This is a genomic window from Alphaproteobacteria bacterium (assembly GCA_030739735.1).
Taxonomy (GTDB): domain Bacteria; phylum Pseudomonadota; class Alphaproteobacteria; order UBA7887; family UBA7887; genus UBA7887.
In genome coordinates, this window is record JASLYQ010000008.1 from 35,966 (window position 1) to 57,888 (window position 21,923).

The 21,923-nt window shown below is 61.3% G+C and carries 24 protein-coding genes and 1 tRNA gene; 15 read left to right on the forward strand and 10 right to left on the reverse strand.

The window, feature by feature from the left end; translation table 11 throughout:
• Nucleotides 1-22 precede the first annotated feature (22 nt).
• Nucleotides 23-985 carry a thioredoxin-disulfide reductase gene (gene trxB, locus QF629_05745; protein ID MDP6013032.1) on the forward strand — a complete coding sequence of 321 codons (963 nt, stop codon included), beginning with the start codon at nt 23-25 and terminating at the stop codon, nt 983-985.
• Nucleotides 986-1,000: 15 nt separating this feature from the next.
• Entirely contained in the window at nt 1,001-1,891 is an 891-nt protein-coding gene (locus QF629_05750; GenBank protein MDP6013033.1) for a LysR family transcriptional regulator, read from the forward strand.
• A gap of 323 nt (nt 1,892-2,214) precedes the next feature.
• Here QF629_05750 and msrP read toward each other — a convergent pair whose 3' ends face one another.
• The 3 genes from msrP to QF629_05765 form a co-directional block, all read right to left on the reverse strand.
• Nucleotides 2,215-3,177: a protein-methionine-sulfoxide reductase catalytic subunit MsrP gene (msrP, locus tag QF629_05755; GenBank protein MDP6013034.1), complete on the reverse strand. Its 963-nt coding sequence runs from the start codon at nt 3,175-3,177 to the stop codon at nt 2,215-2,217.
• Between the two features lie 85 nt (nt 3,178-3,262).
• A complete protein-coding gene (locus QF629_05760; protein MDP6013035.1) occupies nt 3,263-5,320 on the reverse strand; it encodes a molybdopterin oxidoreductase family protein in 2,058 nt (685 codons plus the stop codon).
• Between the two features lie 12 nt (nt 5,321-5,332).
• The gene (locus tag QF629_05765) at nt 5,333-6,535 is read right to left on the reverse strand and encodes a pyridoxal phosphate-dependent aminotransferase (GenBank protein ID MDP6013036.1); all 1,203 of its coding nucleotides are present in this window, start codon (nt 6,533-6,535) and stop codon (nt 5,333-5,335) included.
• 131 nt (nt 6,536-6,666) lie between these two features.
• Between QF629_05765 and QF629_05770 the strand changes: the two genes are divergently transcribed.
• Complete coding sequence (locus QF629_05770) at nt 6,667-7,872, forward strand: pyridoxal phosphate-dependent aminotransferase (GenBank protein ID MDP6013037.1); 1,206 nt, start codon at nt 6,667-6,669, stop codon at nt 7,870-7,872.
• A gap of 101 nt (nt 7,873-7,973) precedes the next feature.
• Here the strand turns inward: QF629_05770 and QF629_05775 are convergent, their stop codons facing one another.
• The 4 genes from QF629_05775 to QF629_05790 all read right to left on the reverse strand — a co-directional run bounded on the left by QF629_05775 (nt 7,974) and on the right by QF629_05790 (nt 11,527).
• Nucleotides 7,974-8,144 (reverse strand): hypothetical protein, encoded by a 171-nt coding sequence (locus tag QF629_05775; GenBank protein ID MDP6013038.1) that lies wholly within the window; start codon nt 8,142-8,144, stop codon nt 7,974-7,976.
• On the reverse strand, nt 8,141-9,040 hold the full coding sequence (locus QF629_05780) for a DMT family transporter (GenBank protein MDP6013039.1): 900 nt from the start codon (nt 9,038-9,040) through the stop codon (nt 8,141-8,143). The genes QF629_05775 and QF629_05780 overlap by 4 nt, the downstream gene beginning before the upstream one ends.
• A gap of 279 nt (nt 9,041-9,319) precedes the next feature.
• Nucleotides 9,320-10,549 carry a class I SAM-dependent methyltransferase gene (locus tag QF629_05785; GenBank protein ID MDP6013040.1) on the reverse strand — a complete coding sequence of 410 codons (1,230 nt, stop codon included), beginning with the start codon at nt 10,547-10,549 and terminating at the stop codon, nt 9,320-9,322.
• Between the two features lie 3 nt (nt 10,550-10,552).
• A complete protein-coding gene (locus QF629_05790; GenBank protein MDP6013041.1) occupies nt 10,553-11,527 on the reverse strand; it encodes an NADPH:quinone oxidoreductase family protein in 975 nt (324 codons plus the stop codon).
• Nucleotides 11,528-11,588: 61 nt separating this feature from the next.
• Here QF629_05790 and QF629_05795 point away from each other — a divergent pair, with 61 nt between their 5' ends.
• From QF629_05795 to QF629_05815, 5 genes are all read left to right on the forward strand, one after another.
• The gene (locus tag QF629_05795) at nt 11,589-12,140 is read left to right on the forward strand and encodes an RNA methyltransferase (GenBank protein MDP6013042.1); all 552 of its coding nucleotides are present in this window, start codon (nt 11,589-11,591) and stop codon (nt 12,138-12,140) included.
• Nucleotides 12,133-12,645, forward strand: coding sequence for an invasion associated locus B family protein (locus QF629_05800; protein ID MDP6013043.1), 513 nt, complete (start codon nt 12,133-12,135; stop codon nt 12,643-12,645). The genes QF629_05795 and QF629_05800 overlap by 8 nt, the downstream gene beginning before the upstream one ends.
• Nucleotides 12,642-13,724 carry a 23S rRNA (adenine(2503)-C(2))-methyltransferase RlmN gene (gene rlmN / locus QF629_05805; GenBank protein MDP6013044.1) on the forward strand — a complete coding sequence of 361 codons (1,083 nt, stop codon included), beginning with the start codon at nt 12,642-12,644 and terminating at the stop codon, nt 13,722-13,724. The genes QF629_05800 and rlmN overlap by 4 nt, the downstream gene beginning before the upstream one ends.
• Nucleotides 13,721-14,065: a hypothetical protein gene (locus QF629_05810; protein ID MDP6013045.1), complete on the forward strand. Its 345-nt coding sequence runs from the start codon at nt 13,721-13,723 to the stop codon at nt 14,063-14,065. The genes rlmN and QF629_05810 overlap by 4 nt, the downstream gene beginning before the upstream one ends.
• Before the next feature lie 97 nt (nt 14,066-14,162).
• Nucleotides 14,163-15,371 carry an argininosuccinate synthase gene (locus tag QF629_05815; protein ID MDP6013046.1) on the forward strand — a complete coding sequence of 403 codons (1,209 nt, stop codon included), beginning with the start codon at nt 14,163-14,165 and terminating at the stop codon, nt 15,369-15,371.
• Here QF629_05815 and QF629_05820 read toward each other — a convergent pair.
• Together QF629_05820 and QF629_05825 are read right to left on the reverse strand one after the other, a co-directional pair.
• On the reverse strand, nt 15,336-15,686 hold the full coding sequence (locus QF629_05820) for a DUF167 family protein (GenBank protein MDP6013047.1): 351 nt from the start codon (nt 15,684-15,686) through the stop codon (nt 15,336-15,338). The genes QF629_05815 and QF629_05820 overlap by 36 nt on opposite strands.
• Nucleotides 15,652-15,939: a YggT family protein gene (locus tag QF629_05825; GenBank protein ID MDP6013048.1), complete on the reverse strand. Its 288-nt coding sequence runs from the start codon at nt 15,937-15,939 to the stop codon at nt 15,652-15,654. Before QF629_05825 ends, QF629_05820 begins: the two co-directional genes overlap by 35 nt.
• A 102-nt stretch (nt 15,940-16,041) precedes the next feature.
• Here QF629_05825 and QF629_05830 point away from each other — a divergent pair.
• A tRNA-Ala gene (locus QF629_05830) sits at nt 16,042-16,117 on the forward strand.
• Between the two features lies 1 nt (nt 16,118).
• Here QF629_05830 and QF629_05835 read toward each other — a convergent pair.
• Entirely contained in the window at nt 16,119-16,277 is a 159-nt protein-coding gene (locus QF629_05835) for a hypothetical protein (protein ID MDP6013049.1), read from the reverse strand.
• 166 nt (nt 16,278-16,443) lie between these two features.
• Between QF629_05835 and QF629_05840 the strand changes: the two genes are divergently transcribed.
• The 6 genes from QF629_05840 to cysD all read left to right on the forward strand — a co-directional run bounded on the left by QF629_05840 (nt 16,444) and on the right by cysD (nt 21,923).
• Entirely contained in the window at nt 16,444-16,866 is a 423-nt protein-coding gene (locus QF629_05840; protein MDP6013050.1) for an Rrf2 family transcriptional regulator, read from the forward strand.
• Complete coding sequence (cysK, locus tag QF629_05845) at nt 16,863-17,819, forward strand: cysteine synthase A (protein ID MDP6013051.1); 957 nt, start codon at nt 16,863-16,865, stop codon at nt 17,817-17,819. Before QF629_05840 ends, cysK begins: the two co-directional genes overlap by 4 nt.
• A 212-nt stretch (nt 17,820-18,031) precedes the next feature.
• Nucleotides 18,032-18,337 carry a DUF2849 domain-containing protein gene (locus QF629_05850; protein ID MDP6013052.1) on the forward strand — a complete coding sequence of 102 codons (306 nt, stop codon included), beginning with the start codon at nt 18,032-18,034 and terminating at the stop codon, nt 18,335-18,337.
• A gap of 4 nt (nt 18,338-18,341) precedes the next feature.
• Nucleotides 18,342-19,979, forward strand: coding sequence for a nitrite/sulfite reductase (locus QF629_05855; protein ID MDP6013053.1), 1,638 nt, complete (start codon nt 18,342-18,344; stop codon nt 19,977-19,979).
• Nucleotides 19,966-21,129: a phosphoadenylyl-sulfate reductase gene (locus QF629_05860; GenBank protein MDP6013054.1), complete on the forward strand. Its 1,164-nt coding sequence runs from the start codon at nt 19,966-19,968 to the stop codon at nt 21,127-21,129. The genes QF629_05855 and QF629_05860 overlap by 14 nt, the downstream gene beginning before the upstream one ends.
• Nucleotides 21,126-21,923, forward strand: coding sequence for a sulfate adenylyltransferase subunit CysD (gene cysD, locus QF629_05865; GenBank protein MDP6013055.1), 798 nt, complete (start codon nt 21,126-21,128; stop codon nt 21,921-21,923). The genes QF629_05860 and cysD overlap by 4 nt, the downstream gene beginning before the upstream one ends.

The window sequence follows — 21,923 nt, forward strand, 5'->3', positions numbered from 1 at the left end:
CAGCATAGCAGGAGCCAACATCGTGCCCGACTGCCACCACTCCAAGGTTCTCATTCTCGGCTCAGGCCCCGCCGGCTTGACCGCCGCCATCTATGCCGCTCGCGCCGATCTCGAGCCGCGGCTTGTGCACGGCATTCAGCCGGGCGGGCAAATGACCATCACCACCGATGTAGAGAACTATCCAGGCTTCGCCGACGTGGTTCAGGGCCCTTGGCTAATGGAACAAATGACCGAGCAGGCACGCAAGGTAGGCACCGACTTCGTCAACGATATCGTCACTGCGGTCGACCTCAGCCGGCGACCCTTCGAGGCGACGGGTGACGGCGGCGATGCTTATCTTGGTGATGCCCTGATCATCGCCACTGGCGCCCAGGCGCGCTGGCTGGGCCTGGAGTCCGAGTCCCGGCTGCAGGGATTTGGCGTCTCCGCCTGCGCCACCTGCGACGGATTTTTCTATCGCGGTCGCGAAGTGGTGGTCGTTGGTGGCGGCAACACGGCGGTAGAGGAAGCCTTGTTTCTCGCTAACCTTGCCTCGAAAGTGACCCTGGTACACCGGCGCGATGCTTTACGTGCCGAGCGAATTCTACAAGAGCGCCTGCTGCGCCGCGATAAGGTCGAGATAGCCTGGAACAGCGTCGTCGAGGATATTCTCGCCCAAGGCATGCCGCCGACAGTAACAGGCGTGCGGCTGCGCAACGTAAAGAACAACGAGACCCGCGAGCTTACGACAGACGGCGTGTTCATCGCCATCGGCCACAACCCCGTCACGGATCTCTTCGCCGGCCAGGTTGATGTGGACGACGATGGCTACATCCGCACCGCACCGAATAGTACAGTGACAAATATTGCCGGCGTGTTTGCCGCGGGCGACGTTCAGGACAAGCGTTTCCGCCAGGCAGTCACCGCCGCCGGCAGTGGTTGCATGGCCGCTTTGGAGGCAGAGCACTTCCTGGCCTCCGCGGAGGTAGCGGCAGCGGCCGAATAAGGGCTAAGATCACCTATGGACTGGGATAAGCTTCGCATATTCCACGTTGTCGCCGGGGCCGGCAGCTTTACGCATGCAGGCGACTCTCTCGATCTCAGCCAATCGGCAGTGAGCCGGCAAATTCGTAGCCTCGAAGAAACCCTGAAAGTACCTCTGTTCCACCGCCACGCACGCGGGCTTATTCTGACCGAACAAGGCGAGTTGTTGCACCAAACCACGAGCGAGGTCTTCGCTAAGCTGACCGCAGCCGAAATGTTGCTCAGTGAAAGCAAGGAGCGGCCGCAGGGCCTGTTGCGTATCAACACTACCGTCGGTTTCGGCTCCATGTGGTTGACTGGCGTTATCAGCGAGTTTCTCGACAATTACCCGGATATCGCAGTGGCGCTACTGGTCGGTGAGGACGAGCTTGATTTGTCGATGCGCGAGGCCGACGTCGCCATCCGTATGGCGCCACCACGCCAGCCTGACCTGATCCAGCGCCGGCTTTTCCGGGGGCGCTTTGCAGTTTTCGCTATCGCTGACTACCTCAATCGCTTCGGCACACCTCGCAGTATGGAAGATTTGACCGGTCACCGCGTCGTTACCTATGGCGACCGGGTCTCGATTCCGTTTCTGCACATCAATTGGCTGGCAGATGCCCTACGTGAGATCGATGCCGAATTCCAACCCGCCTTCACCGTCAACAACCTGTACGGCATCCTGCGCGCAGTCGAGACGGGCATCGGCATCGCCCTCCTGCCTGCGTTCATGGGTAGGCAGAACCCGCAATTGGTGCGCATCCTGCCGGAGGCTGAACCACCGGCGGCAGACGGCTACTTCGTCTACCCAGAAGAACTCAAACAGTCGCAGCGGGTCATGGTCTTCCGCGACTTTCTGCTCAGAAAATTGACTGAGGAGCCGCTTTGAGGAGCAGCCGTCTCGGTTCAATGACTCAGTAAAATTTTTGATTGAAGATGCCCAGCCAGTTGACTCGCGAGAAGCGGCAGGCCCTCCGCACAAGATGACAGTTCAGTATCATACTAATCAACTTGATTTTACCTTGACTGGCTATATAGGTAACCCGCGGCGGGTTTAAAATAATGTCTGGAGAAATCTACCAAAATTTTGTGCCAGTTGTGGAGGCTCGACTCACAAAACAGAAATGCGATCTGGCAAATCTCCCATCGCGCACAATAGCTCCGTCTAGAGTCAAGATCAGCCCAGCCTCGGCTGGTGCCTCTACACCGCGGCTACATGAACAAGCGGCGGTCCTGGGGCAGATCTGCGTAAAGGTGGGCCACGAACTCGCCATAGCCGTTGTAAAGCTTGGTCGCAACACGATCGCCCGTGCCTAACTCGCGCTCGCTCGCCTGGCTCCAGCGTGGGTGCGAAAACTCGGGGTTGACGTTAGCCCAGAAGCCGTACTCGGTAGGTCCGATTTCCTCCCAGAATGTCTTTGGCCGGTTCTCGGCAAACATGAAGCGAACGATCGACTTGATATGCTTAAAGCCGTACTTCCAGGGCACGGCAAGGCGCAGCGGTGAGCCATATTGCTTCGCCATCGGCGCGCCATAGGCGCCAGTGACAATCAAAGCCAGTTCATTAGTCGCTTCGGCCAGCGTCAGCGCTTCAGTGTAAGGCCAGGGAAAGTACCTCTGACGCTGGTTGCGACCTACCTCGGAATCAAAAAAGGTTTGCATGACCAGAAACTTGGCCGAGGCCAGGGGACGCGCAAACTCGACGAGCCTGGCCAGCGGAAACCCGGTCCACGGTATGGTCATGGCCCAGGCCTCGACGCAGCGGTGGCGCGTGATGCGCTCCTCCAGTGGCATACGCCGGATCAGATCCTCGGCCTCAATGTGGATTTTCTTCTCCACGAGGCCATCGATAGTCACATTCCACGGCGTGATGGACAGATCTTGCGCCGCTTGCCAGATATTCTTATGGGAGCCAAACTCATAGAAATTGTTGTGGGTGCCGGTGATGCTCTTCTTGGTCACCGAGAACTCGACAGACAGCGCCTCTTTGCGGGGTGCCGGATAGAGATCGGCCGTGGGAGGCTCCTCGGCCGCGGCGAGATTGCCGAGCGGCGTTGCCGCGAGCAGGCTTCCCGCGGCCAGTCCCTTGGCTAGCTGACGACGATCAACATACTGCGACTCGGGCGTTACAGCGCGCTCCGACAAGCCCCAGCCGGGTAGGGTCTTGATCAACATTGATGGTCTCCACCCTCTTAGCCCCGCGCTGCACGGCGCATGGCGACAGCCCTCGCAAAATCGCTCACCGGAACTTGAGCAACGTTCAGGCCGTGCGCAACCACACCGACGTGTCGTGAATGACCGCTCCGCCATTGGGCGGCCCAGCCTCGGCCGCGATCAGAGTGTTGAGCCCTACCCCACCCTCGAAGGCGCCGTTGGGCCAAATGCTCTCAACCACCACGACGCCGGGCTGCAAGCCGTCAAACAGTTTGGCGTGCACGACGACCTCGCCACGGTCGTTGCCCATGCGTAGACGCCGGCCCTCCCCGGCGCCAAGTCGCGCCGCATCGTCAGGGTGCAGCAACGCCCGCGGCCGCTCCTCCTTCTTCTGGCTCGTTGGCGTCTCGGTGAAGCTCGAGTTCAGATAGTTGTGCGCCGGTGCCGCCACCAGGCGGAAGGGATGGCGCTCGTCCGCAGCCTCGATGATATTGAAATGATCTGGCAAGTCGGGCATGCGCTCATGATTCGGGCCGATGCGCGACCAATCTGGTGAGAAATGAAACTTGCCGTCAGACGTCGGAAAGCCGTCGAGAAAATGCGAGGTGGCGAAGTCCGGCTGGCAATCGATCCAGTGGGTCTCCTGCAACTCAGTCAAGGTACCCCAACCCGATGACTGCAAGGTCGCGTCGATAATCTCATTGGTGCTCATAGCAAAGCCCGGATGCTCGGCACCCAAACGCTTAGCCAGCGCACAAATCAACTCGTGGTTAGAGCGCGTCTCCGCCAGCGGCTCGATCACCCTCGGCCCCAGTATAATGTGTTGGTGACCGCCTCCCTGGTAGATGTCGTCGTGCTCGAGGAAGGTGGTGGCCGGTAGTACCAGGTCCGCGTGAGCAGCGGTCTCAGTCATGAACTGTTCGTGCACGCAAAGAAACAGGTCATCGCGTGCGAGGCCATCGTTGACCAGTGTCGATTCAGGCGCCACCACAGCTGGGTTGGTGTTCTGCACCAGCATCGCCGTGACAGGCGGACCGTCGCCGAGATCTTTCTTGTCGCCGGTGAGCACCGGGCCGATGCGCGACATATCCAAGACGCGCACACCCTTATCACAGGCATCCAGGCCCTCGATCAGCGTCTTGTCCCAGTGATAGATATCGCCGTTGTTGTAGAAGGCGCCGCCGCCTTCGTGCCGCCAAGAGCCGGTAACAGTAGCCAGCGACATCGCCGCATGCATATTGGCAGCGCCGTTGCGCGAGCGTGTGAAGCCGTAGCCGAGGCGAATATAACTGCGCTCCGTACTGCCGTAGAGGCTGGCAAATTCCTCGATTGCGTTTTCGTCCAGACCGGTGATCTCCGCCGCCCAGACGGGGTTTCGCGTGCTCAGGTGTTGATGCAGGCGCTCCGGACAATCGGCATAGCGAGCCATGTAGTCATGATCGGCGTAACCGTCGCGGAACAGCACATGCATGACCGCACAGGCCAGCGCGCCGTCCGTGCCCGGGCGCAACGCCAGATGCGTGTCGGCAACGGCAGCTGTCCGCGTGCGGTAGGGATCGATCACTACAAGCTTAGCACCGCGCGCCTTGCGCGCCCGCTGGATATGGGTCATGGCGTTGACCTGGGTTGAGGCCGGGTTGCCACCCCACATGACGATCAGATCGGACTGCGCCATCTCGCGCGGATCGGGACCGAGCACCCGGCCGGCCCCCGCCGTCCAGCCAGCAATTGCCAAAGCGTTGCAGATGGTGCTGTGCTGACCCGAATAGCCCATCACATGCCGCAGCCGATTGATGCCATCGCGCTGCAACAATCCCATGGTGCCGGCATAGAAATAGGGCCACACCGTCTCGGCGCCGTAGCGCTGGGTCGCAACGGTGAATGCCTCCGCAAGTTCGTCGAGGGCATCGTCCCAGGCAATGGGCTGAAAGCTGCCGTCGGCCATCTTACGCAGAGGCTCACGCAGACGGCCGGGGTTGTGCACGCGCTCAGCGTAACGCGCCACCTTGGCACAGACAACACCCGCCGTGTAGCTGTTGTCCCGGGCGCCATGGATCCGGCCGATAGTCGCAGCATCGAGACGCTCGACCTCCAGCGCACAAGTACTCGGACAATCGTGCGGACAGGCTGAAAACGCAATATCGTGGGAGATGTCACTATCCATGCTACTGCTCCGTCAGGTTATCGCTTCCGTCGCCTTGCGGATGCGCGCACAGGCCTCAGCCAAGACTACGTCCGACGTAGCGTAGGATATGCGAAAATGCGGGTCGAGTCCGAACGCTGTGCCATGCACCACGGCAACACCGACGCTTTCGAGCAGGTAGGTGGCGAAGCCCTCGCTGTCTTCGATCACCGTACCGTCAGGCGTCTTGCGGCCAACCACACCGGCGCAACTCGGATAAACGTAGAAGGCACCTTCCGGTGTCAGGCAGCTAAGCCCCGGCACCTCATTGAGCGCGGCAACCACGTTATCGCGGCGCACCTTAAAGGCCGCGTTGCGCTCGACCAGAAAACCCTGACCGCCGTTGAGCGCCACGACCGCCGCCGCCTGGCTAATCGAGGTTGGGTTGGAGGTGCTTTGCGACTGGATCTTGCCCATAGCCTTGATCAGCGCCTCTGGCCCGCCAGCATAGCCGATGCGCCAGCCCGTCATCGCAAAGGCCTTGGAGACACCGTTAACGGTCAGCGTACGCTCGTAAAGCGCCGGCTCAATCTCGGCCAGCGTATTGAAGACAAAATCGTCATATACGATCTTCTCGTAGATATCGTCCACCATGACCCAGACATGAGGATAACGCAGCAGCACATCAGCCATGGCCCTGAGCTCGTCACGATTATAGGCGGCGCCAGAGGGGTTCGACGGTGAGTTTAGGATCAGCCACTTGCTGCGCGGCGTGATGGCCGCTTCGAGATCCTCGGGCCGTATGCGAAATCCCGTCTCAGCGCTCGACGGCACGATCACGGGCGTGCCGCCGGCGAGCAGGGCTATATCCGGATAGGAAACCCAATAGGGCGCTGGGATGATGACCTCGTCGTCCTCTTCGACCGTCGCCAGCAGGGCATTGAACAGCACCTGCTTGCCGCCGACCCCGACATTGATCTGCGCCGGCGTATAATCCAGACTGTTGTCGCGCTTGAACTTGGCGCAAATTGCCTCTTTCAGCTCGGGCGTACCGTCGACCGCCGTGTATTTTGTGTGGCCCGCCTGGATAGCGGCGATTGCCGCCTCCTTGACGTGGTCCGGAGTGTCAAAATCGGGCTCGCCCGCCCCCAGTCCGATGACATCGTGGCCAGCTGCCTTGAGCTCCCGAGCACGACCCGTGACGGCCATGGTCGGCGATGGCTTGATGCGGCTAAGTCGTTCGGCGAAAAAGCCCATGCGATAGGGTCCTTGGCAAACAATCTCGGAAAATACGGCGTCAAGCTACGCCCGCCAAGCATGGCGCGCAAGCGCGCCTTGCGGCGACCCACATTGCGCCCCATACTCCGCCGCCCCGACGGGAGAATGCTATGCGACTGTCAGACTTCGAGATCAACGACGGTATGGGGCGGCTCGGCACAGAAAGTGCCTTCGAGGTGCTGGCGCGTGCTAACGAAATCACCCGCGAAGGCTATGAGGTGATTAATCTCGGCATCGGCCAGCCAGATTTCCGCACACCGGAGCATGTGGTCGAAGCTGCCAAGAAGGCGCTCGACGACGGCCATCACGGCTACGCCCCGGGCAACGGCATTTTACCCCTGCGCGAGGCCGTAGCAGCCGATATTGCGACCTATCGCGGCGTTACAATTGACCCTGATACGGTGGTCATCGTCCCCGGGGGGAAGGTGACAATGTGGTATGCTATCCTCATCTTCGGCGGCCCCGGCACCGAGATTATGTATCCCAATCCAGGCTTCCCAATCTACGAGTCGGTGATCCGTTATTCTGGCGCAAAGCCGGTGCCAATCGCGCTGAGAGAGGAAAACGGTTTCGCCTTCGATGCCAACGAGGTACTGGCACAGATCACACCTGAAACACGGCTAATTATCCTCAACAGCCCCGCCAACCCGACCGGCGGCGTGGTGCCGCGCGAGCAATTCGACAAGCTCGTCGCCGGCCTGGAGGCGCATCCCCAGGTCACGGTGATGTCAGATGAGATCTACGCCCGGTTGCTCTATGACAACACCGAGTTTGTTTCCTTGCTCGGCTATCAGTCTCTGCGCAACCGCCTGATCATCCTAGACGGTTGGAGCAAAACCTATGCGATGACAGGCTGGCGCATCGGCTACGGCATTTGGCCGGCGCCGCTGGTCGATCTCGTAACGCGCCTCAACATTAACTCTGTGAGCTGCACAAACACCGCGACACAATTCGCCGCCATGGCCGCCCTGCAAGGCCCGCAGGATTCTGTCGAGAAGATGCGCACCGCCTTTGACACCCGCCGCAAAGCCATCGTGGCCTGGACCAACCAGATTCCTGGCATGAGCTCTATCCTGCCGACAGGCGCATTTTATACTATGCCCAACATCTCGGGCACGGGCGTAAGCGCCAAGGCCATGGAAAACTTTTTGCTGGAGACGCTGCACATCGCTGCCATCGCCGGCACCAGCTTTGGCGCGTTCGGCGAAGGCTATATCCGCTTCTCCTACGCCAACTCGATCGAAAACATCGAAAAGGCGCTGAACCGCATCCGCGATTACGCCGGAAGTGAAGGTTGGGAAAAGGTATCGACCTAAGGCAGCACCCGCGCCATCAGCGGCATGCCGTCGCCGAGCGGCACTCATCCCGTATGGTTGCTGACGCTCCACACCTCACCAGTGGCTGCGCTCTATCGGCACTAGCACCGCCAGTGGAATAAACACCCGATGTAGCCCGAATCCGAGCGACCAAGCGCACCAAGCAGCTTCACTGTCGCGCCCATAGTGGCAAAACAGAAGCCGGCAAGAATGATCCAGGCCGCGCCGCGGGCATTGCCGGGCAGCGCGGACCAGAGCGCCAGCACCGTCACGCCTGTTCCAACCGGCGCCGCAGCACCGCCTCACGCCGTGCGATATAAACCGAGCTCGAAACGATCACCGCGGCGCCAATCCAGGTCCAGCTGTCGGGTACTTCGGCGAAGGCCAGATAACCGATAGCGGATGCAAAGACTAGCCGCGTGAAGTCGAGCGGGTAGAGCGCCGTCGCCTCGGCCCCGCGCAGCGCCCGCGCTAGGGCCTGGTGGCCGAGTGTGGCGACGACACCCAGCAGCAACAGCCAGGCAAGCTGGGAGAGGGTCGGTGTCTGCCAATAGAACAACGCCGCCAGCAGCGATAGCGGCGTCATCATCAAAACCAACCAGAACACAGTCGCGTTGGCATGCTCCAGCGGTGCCAGCAGCTTGACCACGGTCTGGCTGATCGCCATCAGTAGCGCCGCACCGAGGACGCAAGCCGTCGCCGTGGTAAACTCGGCAAAGCCTGGGCGCAAGATGATCATGGCGCCGGCGAAGCCAACCAGGATGGCGGTCCAACGCCTAGCCCGCATCACCTCGCCGAGAATCAACACCGCAGCGATGGACGCGAACAGCGGCGTCGTAAAGCTAAGCGCCGTCGCCTCGGCCAACGGCATCAGGCCGAGCCCGTAGAACCACGCCACCATCGCCACCAGCGCCAGCGCCACACGGAGCGTGTGCAGATCGATACGCCCAGGTCTGAGCGAGGTTAGACCCGGTCGCAGCAGCCACGGCAGCATCGCCAACAGCCCGAACAGGCTGCGGAAAAAGACGATCACCAGTGTGGGCAACTCCTGTTGCGAGAGATGGCGCACGATGCCGTTCATGGAAGAGAAGCAGAGGCAGCCGAGCAGCATCCATACTGCCGCAGTCACCGCCGGCGGCAAGCCCGCCGGACGATCCCCCCCCGTCATTGCATCCTTGGCCATGGCGCGAGACTATAGAGTGGGTGTGAGCATCGCCAGCCGCCTCGGCCGCAACCCTTCGATGCCTCCTTCTGGCACGGCTGCAGCGGCAATTTCGGGCGCCGACGCCGGTGCCATGGGATCTTACTTCCCCTTTCCCTCGCACCGTGGCCTTATCCCAGAAGCCGGGTCAAGCTTGGCTTTCGTTTCGGGAACACCGGTACGAGTCACTCACGACAGGGTGCGCAGAGTCGTTCCCGCAAGCCAATTGTCTCTGCCCAGACCTGTTTAGTTGGCGCAGCGGCGCAGCAAGAGAATATTCACACCGTTGAGCGCGGCATAGAGTTCCTCAAAAGCGGCATCGAAGGCCTCGCGGCTCGGGCTGCTGGAAAGGTCCGTGTAGATCTCATCCACGCTGCGCCTACCGTCGATGCGCAAAAGAATCGCCGGCGCCAGGTTTCCCAGGTGATGGCGAACACTGAGGGATTCCAACTCGGCGGTAAAATGATAGCTCGATGCCAGGCCGCGCGCCATTTCTTGGCTGTCGCCCTCGCGCAGAACCGGGATCATGGTACCGTCGGGACGGGCCAGGCGCTTACTTACGTTGCCTTTAGCTAGATAGGCCACGTGACGTTTCATGGATCCCGCCAGTAACTCGGCCAGAGCGCAGCGCTCGGGCCAGGCCAGAGCCGCGGCACGTGCGCATAACTCAGCGTCGCCCAGATACGTCACCGGGTCATAGCGTGCCGGCTCGATAAAGGCAGTGATCGTGAGCCCCGCCGCGCTTGCCAGTTCGAAGACCTCCGGCACCAGGTAGGCACGGTCACAGCTATGCAGCAACAGGTCGTAGAGCCCAGCATCGTCGCCATGCAAATGGTCGGCGACGAAGCCATTACGGGTTAGCCAGTTGCTCTCGGGTAGACTACCTAGCAGACGCCGCGCCAGTACCACCTTGGCCGCCGGGTTCGTACCGCCGCCTAGCAGGCGCAGCGCCTGCTGTGCCGGATAGACGCCGGTGCGCCCAAGCGTGCCGTAGACCATCAGGCCGATGCCACCATCGTCCGCAAGAGCGGCGGCGAGTGTGCTCAGGGCGGCCGGCGGGTCTTCGAGGTGATGCAGCACGCCGCAACAGTCGATGTAGTCAAAACGGCCAAGCCCGAGGGCGTCGAGTTCGGTCAGCGAGCCATGCACAAAACGCAAATTGGCTAGCTGGCGAGCCTCGGCCCGGGCTTCCGCGACCCGCGCGGCGGCCTCCGACAGGTCAAGATGGACCACCTCAGCCTCGATCGCCGCGTCAGCAAGCTGCTGGGCCAGCATGATGGCACCGTCGCCAGTGCCACCGCCAGCCACCAGGACACGAAACGGACCGGCAACTGGTGCACCACCCCTCAGATAATGCTCGATCTCGGCCAGGTGGCTGGGCGAGCCCATAACCAGACGCTTGGCTTCGTCGGCCGGTTCGCGCACCGGATATGGGTAGGCTTCGTATTGGCCGCGTAAGGTATCCTCGCCGACCAAAGCTCAGCGCCCGGTGGTCAGCACGACCTTGCCGGTGGACTTGCGGTCCATCATCAGACGTAAAGCCTCGCCAGCCTTCTCTAAAGGCAGTTCGTGGGAGATATGTGGCGTGATCTTGCCCTCTGTCAGCCAATCGATGAGGGTTGCCAGAGAGGCACGCATGGGTTTGGGGTCGCGGCGGCGATAGGCGCCCCACAGCACCCCCATGACGGAGCAGTTCTTGAGCAGAACGTAGTTGGATGGGATCTTCTGAATGGTACCGCTGGCGAAGCCAATGACTATAAGTCGCCCTTCCCAGTTGATGCTGCTGAGCGCCTGCTGGAAGACATCACCGCCGACCGGATCATAGACCACGTCAGCGCCGCCAGTCAGTTCTCTCACCCGGTCGCGAATATTCTCGTAGCTGTAGTCGATGCCGTGGTCGGCGCCATATTTTGCGGCGACTTGCAGTTTTTCCGGGCTCGAGGCACAAGCGATGACGGTTGCGCCCATGGCCTTACCAATCTCCACGGCGGTCAGGCCGACACCGCCGGAAGCGCCAAGCACAAGCAACACCTCACCCTGGTGCAAATCGGCACGATGCTCGAGCGCCAGATGCGAGGTGCCATAGGCTACCGGAAAGGCTGCCGCCGCCCGCAGGTCCACGCTCGCGGGGACCTTCAGCACCCAGTTGGCGTCCGTTACCACATCCTCGGCGAAGGCGCCTGTGCCGGTCATGGCAATTACGGTGTCGCCCATGGCGAGATGCTCTACACCCTCGCCAAGCGCCGTTACGGTGCCCGAGAGTTCCATGCCCGGGGTGAAGGGCAGCTCGGGCTTTTCCTGATATTTCCCTTGAACGATCAGGATATCGCCAAAGTTGAGGCCAGCCGCGTGAACAGCGATCTTGACCTCACCCGCCGCGGGTGTCGGCGAAGGGACATCCTCCACCACCAGCCCCTCGGGTTCACCCAATGTCTTGCAAAGAACCGCGCGCACTATTATCTCCCTCACATCCTGGCATCGACCGGTCGGTGCCCCGGCTTTACGAGGCGCTGTCATGGCCGACCAAACCAAAGGCTATTTCGGTATCGGTGTGGAACGGATATCAAAGCCGATGAACCTCGGCAATCTGTTCCGCTCGGCGCACGCCTTCGGGGCGTCATTTCTGTTCACCATCGAGGCAGCGACCAAGATCGGACGACCACGCTCGGATACCTCCGCCTCAGCCGATAGCCTGCCCACTTGGCACTACAATTCGCCGGGCGATTTGAGCCTGCCAGAGGATTGCACCCTGGTGGCGATCGAGCTAGTCGATGATGCGCAGGTGCTACCGAGCTTCCGTCATCCGCGCCGCGCCGCCTATGTGTTTGGTCCGGAAATAGGCTCGCTGAGCCTCGAGGTTTTGGCACGCGCCGATTCGGTAGTGCAGATTCCGACGCGGTTTTGCATCAACCTTGCCGCCGCCGGTGTGGTGGTGATGTATGACCGCCTGATCAGTCTCGGTCGCTTCGCCGAGCGCCCGGTCAGCGAACATGCTCAAGCCGTGCCATTGGCCCCGCCGGTTCATGGTGATAAAATAAAACATTCCGGCCGGAGACAAAATGTTTAGCAGAATATTCATTCTTCTATTTACTTTTATCTCAACCCTTACTTCACCACTTTTTGCGGCCGAGAACGACGACGCCCTGGGGCGCTTTCGAGACTGGTACGCCGCGGCCTACACGGATGGTGGGCGCACCATCTGTTATATGGTTAGCCGGCCAAAGGTCGAGGTGGGTGATTACACTCGGCGCGGCCCTGCCTATGTGCAGGTAACCCGACCCAAGGGCGATAACGGACCGGACGTTGTTAGTCTCGAAGCCGGCTACCCCTTTGCCGAGGGCGCCGAGATTGAGGTTGCCATCGACGGCACAACATTCTCTCTGTTTACCCAGGGTGAGACCGCCTGGGCTTACGACAGCGCCGGCGATCGGGAGCTATCCAAGGCCATGGCGAGCGGCGCCAGAATGATCGTTAGGGGCACCTCAGCGCGCGGAACCGAGACCACAGACACCTATTCCCTGATGGGCTTCAGCGCCGCCCGCAACGCCATGGCCGAGGCCTGCGGAGAATGAGCAGATCCCTGATCGGGCTCGATCAGGAGGCACTTGTCGCCGAGATGGGCGCAATCGGCGAGAGGCCGTTTCGCGCCAAGCAGCTTTGGCACTGGATCTATTGGCGCGGTGTGCATCACTTCGAGGATATGAGCAATATCCCAAAGAGCCTGCGCGCATCGCTTGCCGACCACTATAGCCTAGCGCGACCCAATATCAGCACCTTACAGCTGTCCGATGACGGCACACGCAAATGGCTGCTCAGTTTCGACGATGGTGGCGAGGCAGAATGCGTGCATATTCCCGAAGAGAATCGCGGTGCGCTGTGCGTCTCCTCCCAGGTCGGCTGCACTCTCTCGTGCGCCTTCTGCCGCACCGGCACCCAGAAACTGGTGCGCAATCTCGATGCCGAAGAGATCGTCGGCCAGATGCTGGTCGCCCGCGACACAATAGGCGAATGGCCGAGCCCGCCGGAAGGGCGCATGGTCTCAAACGTCGTCATGATGGGCATGGGTGAGCCGTTGTTTAATTACGATAGCGTAGCAACAGCCTTACGCATTTTTATGGATGCTGAAGGAATTTCGTTGTCGCGCCGCCGCATCACCCTGTCGACCGCCGGCGTGGTACCGCTAATCCGCAGGCTGGGCGAGGAGCTGGCGGTCAACCTTGCCGTCTCGCTCCACGCCGTACGCGACGAGTTGCGCGACGAGTTAGTGCCGATCAACAGGAGGTACCAGATCGCCGAGTTGCTGCAGGCCTGCCGCGATTATCCAGCGGCGAGCAATGCGCGACGCATCACCTTCGAGTATGTCATGCTCAAGGGCATCAACGACTCGAACGGCGATGCACACGAACTGGTACGCTTACTGCGAGGCATCCCGGCTAAGATCAACCTGATCCCGTTCAACACTTGGCCCGGCGCACCGTACGAATGTGCCAGCAACAACCGCATCCACGCTTTCACCCGCATCGTCAACGACGCCGGCTACTCCTCGCCGGTACGTGTCCCCCGCGGCCGCGACATCATGGCCGCCTGCGGCCAACTGAAGAGCGCCAGCGAGCGGGTCCGGCGCGAAAAGACCGGACTGGCCCCGGCGTGAGCAACAGCCCGCTGTGGCTGCGCCCGGCGGTGCCGGCAGACCTGCCACAGCTAGAGGCCTGGTGCGCCACGCTCCGCCCCGACGAGCGCCCGCCTTTCATCGCCGTAACCTTGGCCGAGTTCGAACAATCTCCCGCACGTGGCGTCCTGCTAATCGTCGGGGATGGCGAAAGAGAGACCGGCTTCGTGGTGCTGGTGCGACATTGGTCCAACCGTGCATGCGGGGAGATCGCCGTGATCGACGACGTTCTAGTCGAGCCTGCGGTCGACGTCGTCCTGTTACGCAAAGAGGTTGAGGCCTATGTGAAAGGGCTTGGCATCAACGACCTGCGCAACAACTGACATCGATGCCGTCATCCTCTGCCGCGATATGGCGGCATTGACAGGCTAGGCCACGCGGGCTATTCGCAGCGCGCACCCACACTTTCGAGGAATCGCCATGGCTTCCGACGTCAAGAAGGTCGTGCTTGCCTATTCCGGTGGGCTCGATACCTCCGTCATCCTGCGCTGGCTGCAGGAGACCTACGCTTGCGAGGTGGTGACCTTCACCGCCGATCTCGGCCAGAGCGAGGAGCTCGAGCCAGCCCGGCTGAATGCGGCACGTATGGGTATCGAGGAGATCTTCGTCGAGGATCTGCGCGAGGAGTTCGTCCGCGACTACGTGTTCCCGATGTTCCGCGCCAACGCTGTTTACGAGGGCACCTATCTGCTCGGCACCTCGATCGCCAGGCCCCTGATCGCCAAGCGCCAGATTGAGATCGCGGCGGCGGTGGGCGCCGATGCGGTAGCCCACGGCGCCACGGGCAAGGGCAACGACCAGGTGCGCTTCGAGCTCGGCTACTACGCGCTGAACCCAGACATCCATGTCATCGCCCCGTGGCGCGAGTGGGATCTCGATTCACGCTCCAAGCTGCTCGAATACGCCAAGGCGCACCGGATCACCGTGCCCACCGACAAGCGCGGCGAGGCCCCCTATTCGACCGACGCCAACCTGCTGCACATCTCGTATGAGGGCAAGGCACTGGAGGACCCCTGGGTCGGCCCTGACGAGGAGATGTTTACGCGCTCCGTCTCGCCCGAGGCGGCGCCCGATGTGCCGACCACCGTCGAGATCGAATTCAGGAAAGGTGATCCGGTAGCTGTGAATGGCGAAAAGCTTGGTCCTGCGGCGCTACTGACCCGGCTCAACGAACTTGCTGGCGCCAATGGCGTTGGGCGCATCGATATCGTCGAGAGCCGCTATGTCGGGATGAAGTCGCGCGGCGTCTACGAGACCCCCGGCGGCACCATCCTGCTCCACGCCCACAGGGCCATGGAAAGTGTCACTCTCGACCGCGGCCAGATCCACCTCAAAGACGAGCTGATGCCGTACTATGCAGAACTGATCTACAACGGCTACTGGTTCGCACCCGAGCGCGAGATGTTACAGGCAGCGATCGATGCGACACAAGCGCGGGTAACCGGCATGGTCCGCCTCAGGCTCTATAAGGGCAACGTCATCATCGAAGGCCGCAAGTCACCCTACACCCTCTACGACGCGGACGTGGCGACCTTTGAGGCTGACCAGGTCTACAACCAGGCCGAGGCTGAGGGGTTCATCCGCCTCAACGCGCTACGGCTGAAGACGCTTCGCCGCCGCCATGGGTGACATGCCGGCGACGCGCAGGCGCTTATGGCGGCTGCTCGCGCCCGAGACGATCGTGATATCCCCCACCGCCACACCGAGAGTCTTGGCCAGCAGCTTGACCAGCGCCCGATTGGCCTTGCCGCTTTCGGGTGCCGCCGAGACGCGCACGCCGAGCCAGGCGCACCCGTCGGACGTCTCCACGGAGCCCTCTATCCGATCGCTGCCGCCGCGGGGGGTGAACCGCACGGCGATCTCTACGCCGCCGTTCGCGGCGCCGCGATAGGGAAAATAAGGTGTGGTGCTAGAGCCCTGCCAGCCAACCACTAATGATAACATCTTGGAGAAACCACAAGCCTACGATGGCAATCAGCGGCGAAAAGTCGATGCCCCCAGTGGCTGGTAGAAAACGGCGGATACGTCGCAACAGGGGTTCGGTAAGCACATAGAGCGCATTTCCGACTGCATAGACGAACTTGTTGCGTGTGTTGACCACGTTGAAGGCCATCAACCAACTTAGAATCGCCTGAGCAACGATAATGCCAATGTAAAGGCCGATGAGCTTATCGACAAAACTCAACAAATCGAGCATGGATGTGGCGGGCCTCGAAGGGATTTACGGTGGGCGGGACGCAGTATATAACATGCGCCCGCTGGGGCCAGGGCTGAATCTTCGGCCGTTTCTGGCGCCTGTGGGGCCGTAGCTCAGTTGGGAGAGCGCGACGTTCGCAATGTCGAGGTCAGGGGTTCGATTCCCCTCGGCTCCACCACCTATCTCTCATAATATTCGGCGGAGCCAAAGGTTTGGTCGAGCACGACACGTCCCTTGTGGGCGATCGCGATCGCACAACCCAGCTGCTCAGTCTGCCGCATCTGGTAACCGAGCCACTGCGGAACATACGCCGCCGCCGCTTTCAGCCATCCATCCATTACGCTCCCCCGAACGAGTCCTCCGTCATTATAGCGCGGCTTAGAGGCGCAGTCAGAGCACGCAGGTGTTGAGAGTCCACGGGACTTGCACCAGCGCGACTAACCACATACCTAATCTGTGAATGATGGGTATTCCCCACTGCCATTGCGAAGAGAGATTAAACGGGTGCTGCTCAAACTCTCAAAAAAGGAGATCGCGGCGGTCGAGGCGGTTCTCGACATCGCCTTGAACGGTGGCGGCGAGCTCGTGCAGTCAGCCGATATCACCGCCCGCCAGGGGATTCCGCCACGCTATCTCGAACCGATCCTGCAAAAGCTTGGCCGCGCAGAGGTGTTGGTCGGGGTGCGCGGGCCGGGGGGCGGCTACCGCCTAGCGCGCGAGCGCCGACGCATTACGCTGTGGCAACTGGTCGACGCGATGCGCCCTGAAACCGATGTTCAGACAACACCCAATTCCGATGCTCTGGCTGACACGCTGGCCATTATCGAAGCCGATGTCCGCACCCGCCTCGATGCGATAACCATAGAAGCGCTGTGTTGGGGAAAGGCGCCGCCCAAGCATGCTCCCAACCGCGACTTCATCATATGACGGAACCGGTGAGCGTGCGCGGCCATATCTATGGCAGCCTATTGGAGACCATCGGGGCAACCCCGCTCGTAAGCCTGTCGCGGCTGGCGGCGGATGAGGGTTGCTTGGCAGACATTGCCGGAAAGTGTGAGTTCTTTAACCCCTTGTCGTCGGTCAAGGACCGTATCGGCCTGGCCATGATCGAGCAAGCCGAGGCAGCCGGCGAAATTGGGCCCGGCACCGTTATCGTGGAGCCTACCTCCGGCAATACAGGCATCGCGCTCGCTTTCGTCTGTGCCACCAAGGGCTACCGTCTGATCCTGACCATGCCCGAGAGCATGTCGGCCGAGCGTGGGCGCATGGTGCGCCTGTTCGGCGCTGAGATCGAATTGACACCCTCGGGCAAGGGTATGCAGGGCGCCATCGCGCGAGCGGAGGAGCTGCTCGCAGAGCTGCCCGACGCCTACATGCCGCAGCAGTTTCGCAACCCCTCAAATCCGGACATCCACGCCCATACCACGGCCGAAGAGCTATGGCAGGACAGCGCGGGCGCCATCGACGTGCTGGTCAGCGCCGTCGGCACCGGCGGTACCATCACTGGTATTGCCACAGTGCTGAAATCGCGCAAGCCATCCTTGCGAGCCATTGCGATTGAACCCGAAGACAGCCCGGTGCTTTCCGGTGGCCCGGCCGGCCAGCACCAGATCCAGGGCATCGGCGCCGGTTTCGTGCCCAAGGTGCTAGATACCGACATCATCGACGAGGTGGTGCGTATCGGCAATCATACCGCCTTTTCGACCGCACGGCGTGCCGCCAGACTCGAAGGCCTACCGGTCGGCATCTCTTCCGGCTCAGCGCTTGCCGCGGCACTGGAGATCGGTTGCCGGCCGGCTATGGCTGGCAAACTGATTGTCGCCATCCTGCCCTCCTTCGCCGAGCGCTACCTCTCCTCGCCCCTGTTCGAAGGTCTATAAGAACGGGGCCAAACGCGGTTTGGATTTACGTGGATATAAATAACATAATGAAAATGTCTTGATATATTTTTCACATTCTTATTCTATTATTAGTATGTCACCACAGATCATATATGGTTTTTAATCATAATCACATTTTAAATACTGTGTAATCGGAGCATCAGGAGACTGTCGAGGCCTAACAGTCGAGCCGGCCCACTGGTGAGGACGAGATGAGGGCAAAAAAAATCGCCACAGCGAATCGGGTCACGGATGGGCGGGTCGTCTTTCTGGATAACCGCGGTGCTTGGCACGAGTCAATGGAAGGGGCGCGCGTCGCCGATGATGAGGCAACCGCTGAAACTCTCGACGCGGATGCCAAGCTCGGTGAGGTCGCCAACCTGGTTATTGGCACCTATTTGATTGAAGTCGAGGATCAGCCCCTGCGCCCGAGCCGGTTGCGCGAACGTATCCGCGCCGCCGGTCCAACGGTTCAACTCGTGCTCAATCGGGCCCCAACGGCAATGGCGGCCAAGTAGCGCGATGTATCAATACGACGACCTTGATCAGGCCTTCATCGACAACCGCACCGAGCAGTTCGCCGATCAGGTCGCACGTCGCCTCGACGGCAAGCTTAGCGAGGACCACTTCAGGCCCCTCAGGCTGATGAACGGACTCTATCTACAGCTCCACGCCTACATGCTGCGGGTGGCGATTCCCTACGGCACGCTGACCTCCGCGCAGCTGCGCGGGCTCGCTACCGTCGCCCGGAAGTTCGACCGCGGCTATGGCCATTTCACCACGCGCCAGAACGTGCAGTTCAACTGGACGCGCCTCGACAACATGCCGGACATCCTCGCCGCTCTCGCCGAGATACAGATGCATGCAGTGCAAACTAGCGGCAACTGTATCCGCAACGTCACCGCCGACCACCTGGCCGGCGTCGCGCCTGACGAAATTGAGGACCCCCGCCCCTGGTGTGAGATCATCCGCCAGTGGTCGTCGCTACACCCGGAGTTCACCTATCTGCCGCGCAAGTTCAAGATCGCCGTCGGCGGCGGACCGCGCGACCGGGCAGCCCTCAAGGTGCACGACATCGCACTCGAACTGCGCCGCAACGAGGCCGGAGAGATCGGCTTTGTGGTCATGGTTGGGGGCGGCCAGGGGCGCACGCCGAAGCTCGCCAAGACCATCCGAGCTTTCTTGCCCAAACAGCATCTGCTGTCCTATCTAGAAGCGATCCTGCGCATCTATAATCAACTCGGTCGGCGCGACAACAAGTACAAGGCGCGTATTAAGATTCTTGTCGATGCCGTCGGCGTCCATCGCTTCGCCGAGATGGTCGAAGCGGAATGGACGCACCTGTATAACGGCGAACTAACCCTGAAAGCTGACGATATGGCGAAGATCATCACTGATTTTGCGCCCCCCGCCTATGCGAAAGCCGACCCCGCAGCAACCTCGGATGATCCCGCCATCATCGCCTGGTGCGAGCGCAATGTGCAGCCGCATAAGATACCAGACTATGCGAACGTTACCGTCTCGCTCAAGCCTATCGGCGGCGCACCTGGCGATGCCACAGAAGCGCAGATGGAAGTGGTCGCCGATCTTGCCGAGCGCTGGGGCTCTGGCGAGATCCGCGTCAGCCACGAGCAGAACCTAATTCTGCCAGATGTGCGCGAGAGCGATTTACCGACGCTATGGCGGGCGCTCAACGCAATGGAGTTGGCAACTCCCAATGCGGGACTTATCACCGATATCATCTCCTGCCCGGGCCTCGACTATTGCGCACTGGCGACGGCGCGCTCGATTCCGGTCGCGCAAGAGATCAGTAAGCGCTTCGCCGACCTTGAGCGTCAGCACGATATCGGTGACCTCAAGATCAAGATTTCCGGCTGTATCAACGCCTGCGGCCATCACCATATGGGCCATATTGGCATTCTCGGGGTCGATAAACGGGGCACGGAAGTCTACCAGATCACCCTCGGCGGCAGCGCCGAGAAAGATGCCTCGCTCGGCATCCTGGTCGGCCCCGGTTTTGCCGCAGATAAGATCGTCGATGCGGTCGAGGCCATCGTCACCACCTATGTGGCCCTACGCCATGATGGCGAGAGCTTCCTCGACGCTTATCGCCGCGTTGGCCTCACACCCTTCAAGGAGGTGTTGTATGCCCCTGCTTAAGGATGGCCGCAGCGTCGCCGATCCCTGGCTCCCAGTCGCAGACGGTGAGCCTCTGCCCGAGACCGGGCCCATGCTGCTGTCGATGGCGCGCTGGTGCGCAGAGCGCGAGACCTTACATGGCAACAATCGGACCTTCGGTGTCCGCCTCGCCAACGACCAGAGCCCGGATCTTCTGGCGGACGACGTCAAGCAGCTTGCGCTGATCGTCTTAGATTTTCCCGACATCGCCGACGGCCGCGCCTATTCTCAGGCTCGCCTGCTGCGCGAGCGCTTTGGCTACCGCGGCGAGCTGCGTGCCGAGGGTGAAGTTCTGTATGACCAGTTATTACCCATGCAACGGGTCGGTTTCGATTCCTTCGACGTGGTGGAGCATGCAGATATCGAAACGGCACTCGCCGAAATACCCGTGTCGTATCAACCCACCGGCGCCGACGGCCAGACCGCTCTGTCGCTGCGTCGTGAGCGCCGTCGTCGTGATGCGCAGGTTGCCGGATTGCAGGCAGTGCACGGTGACACCGCCGGCGAGGCATTGTTGCGTGCCGTGATCACAGAGTCATTCCCAAGCCGCATTGCCGTGGTCTCGTCCTTCGGGACTGAGGCCGTGGTCATGCTGGACATGGTGGCGCGCATCGATCCCGCCACACCGGTTATCTTCCTCGACACCGACAAGCACTTCCCGGAGACCTTAGCCTATCATGAATCTCTGGTCGCCGAGCTTGGGCTTGAGGACGTACGCGATATCACCCCCGATGCGGTGGCGTTGGCGCACGAGGATGCGGCCGGCGATCTCTGGCGCCGTGACGCCGACCGCTGCTGTCATCTGCGCAAAGTGGCGCCGCTCGCCCGTGCGCTCGAAGGCTTCGACGCTTGGGTAACGGGGCGTAAGCGCTTCCATGGCGACGTGCGCTCTGACCTGCCGCTTTTCGAAAACGACGGCAAGCGCATCAAGATCAACCCGCTTGCCGACTGGTCGGCAAACAAGGTCGCGGCCTGGATCGCCACGCGCGGCCTTAGCACCCACCCCCTGCTTGCCGAGGATTTTGCCTCGATCGGCTGTGCCCCCTGCACGGCACCGGCCGATGCGAGAGGTGGCCGCTGGTCCGGCAGCGACAAGACCGAATGCGGCATCCATCAACGGCGGAAGACGTGACCGGTTCCCTCGACGCTCTTGAAAGCCAAAGCGTCTACATCCTGCGCGAGGCCTATGGCCGCATCTCGCCGACTATGTTGCTGTGGTCTCTGGGCAAGGACTCCAACGTCATGCTGTGGCTGGCGCGCAAGGCCTTTTGTGGGCATGTGCCCTTTGAGGTGGCGCATGTCGATACCGGCATGAAGTTCCCCGAGATGTATGCCTTCCGCGACCACTATGCCAGCGAATGGAATCTCGACCTGGTGGTGCGCAATTGCCCGCCGGTCGAGGAGATCGATGCCTCGCTGCCGCCGGCCGCACGCTCGGCCGCGCGCAAGACGGCAGGGCTCAAAGCACTAATCGCCGAGAACGGCTACAATGGGGTCATCGCCGGCATCCGCCGCGACGAGGAAGTGGTGCGCGCGAAAGAACGCGTCTTCAGCCCGCGCGGCACCGACTCCCGCTGGGACTTCCGCGACCAGCCGGCTGAGCTGTGGGACCAGTACAAGACTGAGTTTCCCCCCGGCACCCATGTGCGCATCCACCCGCTGCTGCACTGGAGCGAAGTCGACATCTGGCGTTACGTGGCGCGCGAGAACATTCCCGTGGTCGATCTCTATTTCGCCCGCGATGGCAAACGCTATCGCTCGCTCGGCGATCGCGACATCACCTTCCCGATGGTGAGTGAGGCCTCCAGCATCGACGAGATTATCAACGAGCTGGAGACCACGCACATTTCCGAGCGCGCAGGCCGCGCCATGGACCATGAGGCGGAAGATTCCTTCGAACGCCTGCGCAGCGAAGGCTATATGTAG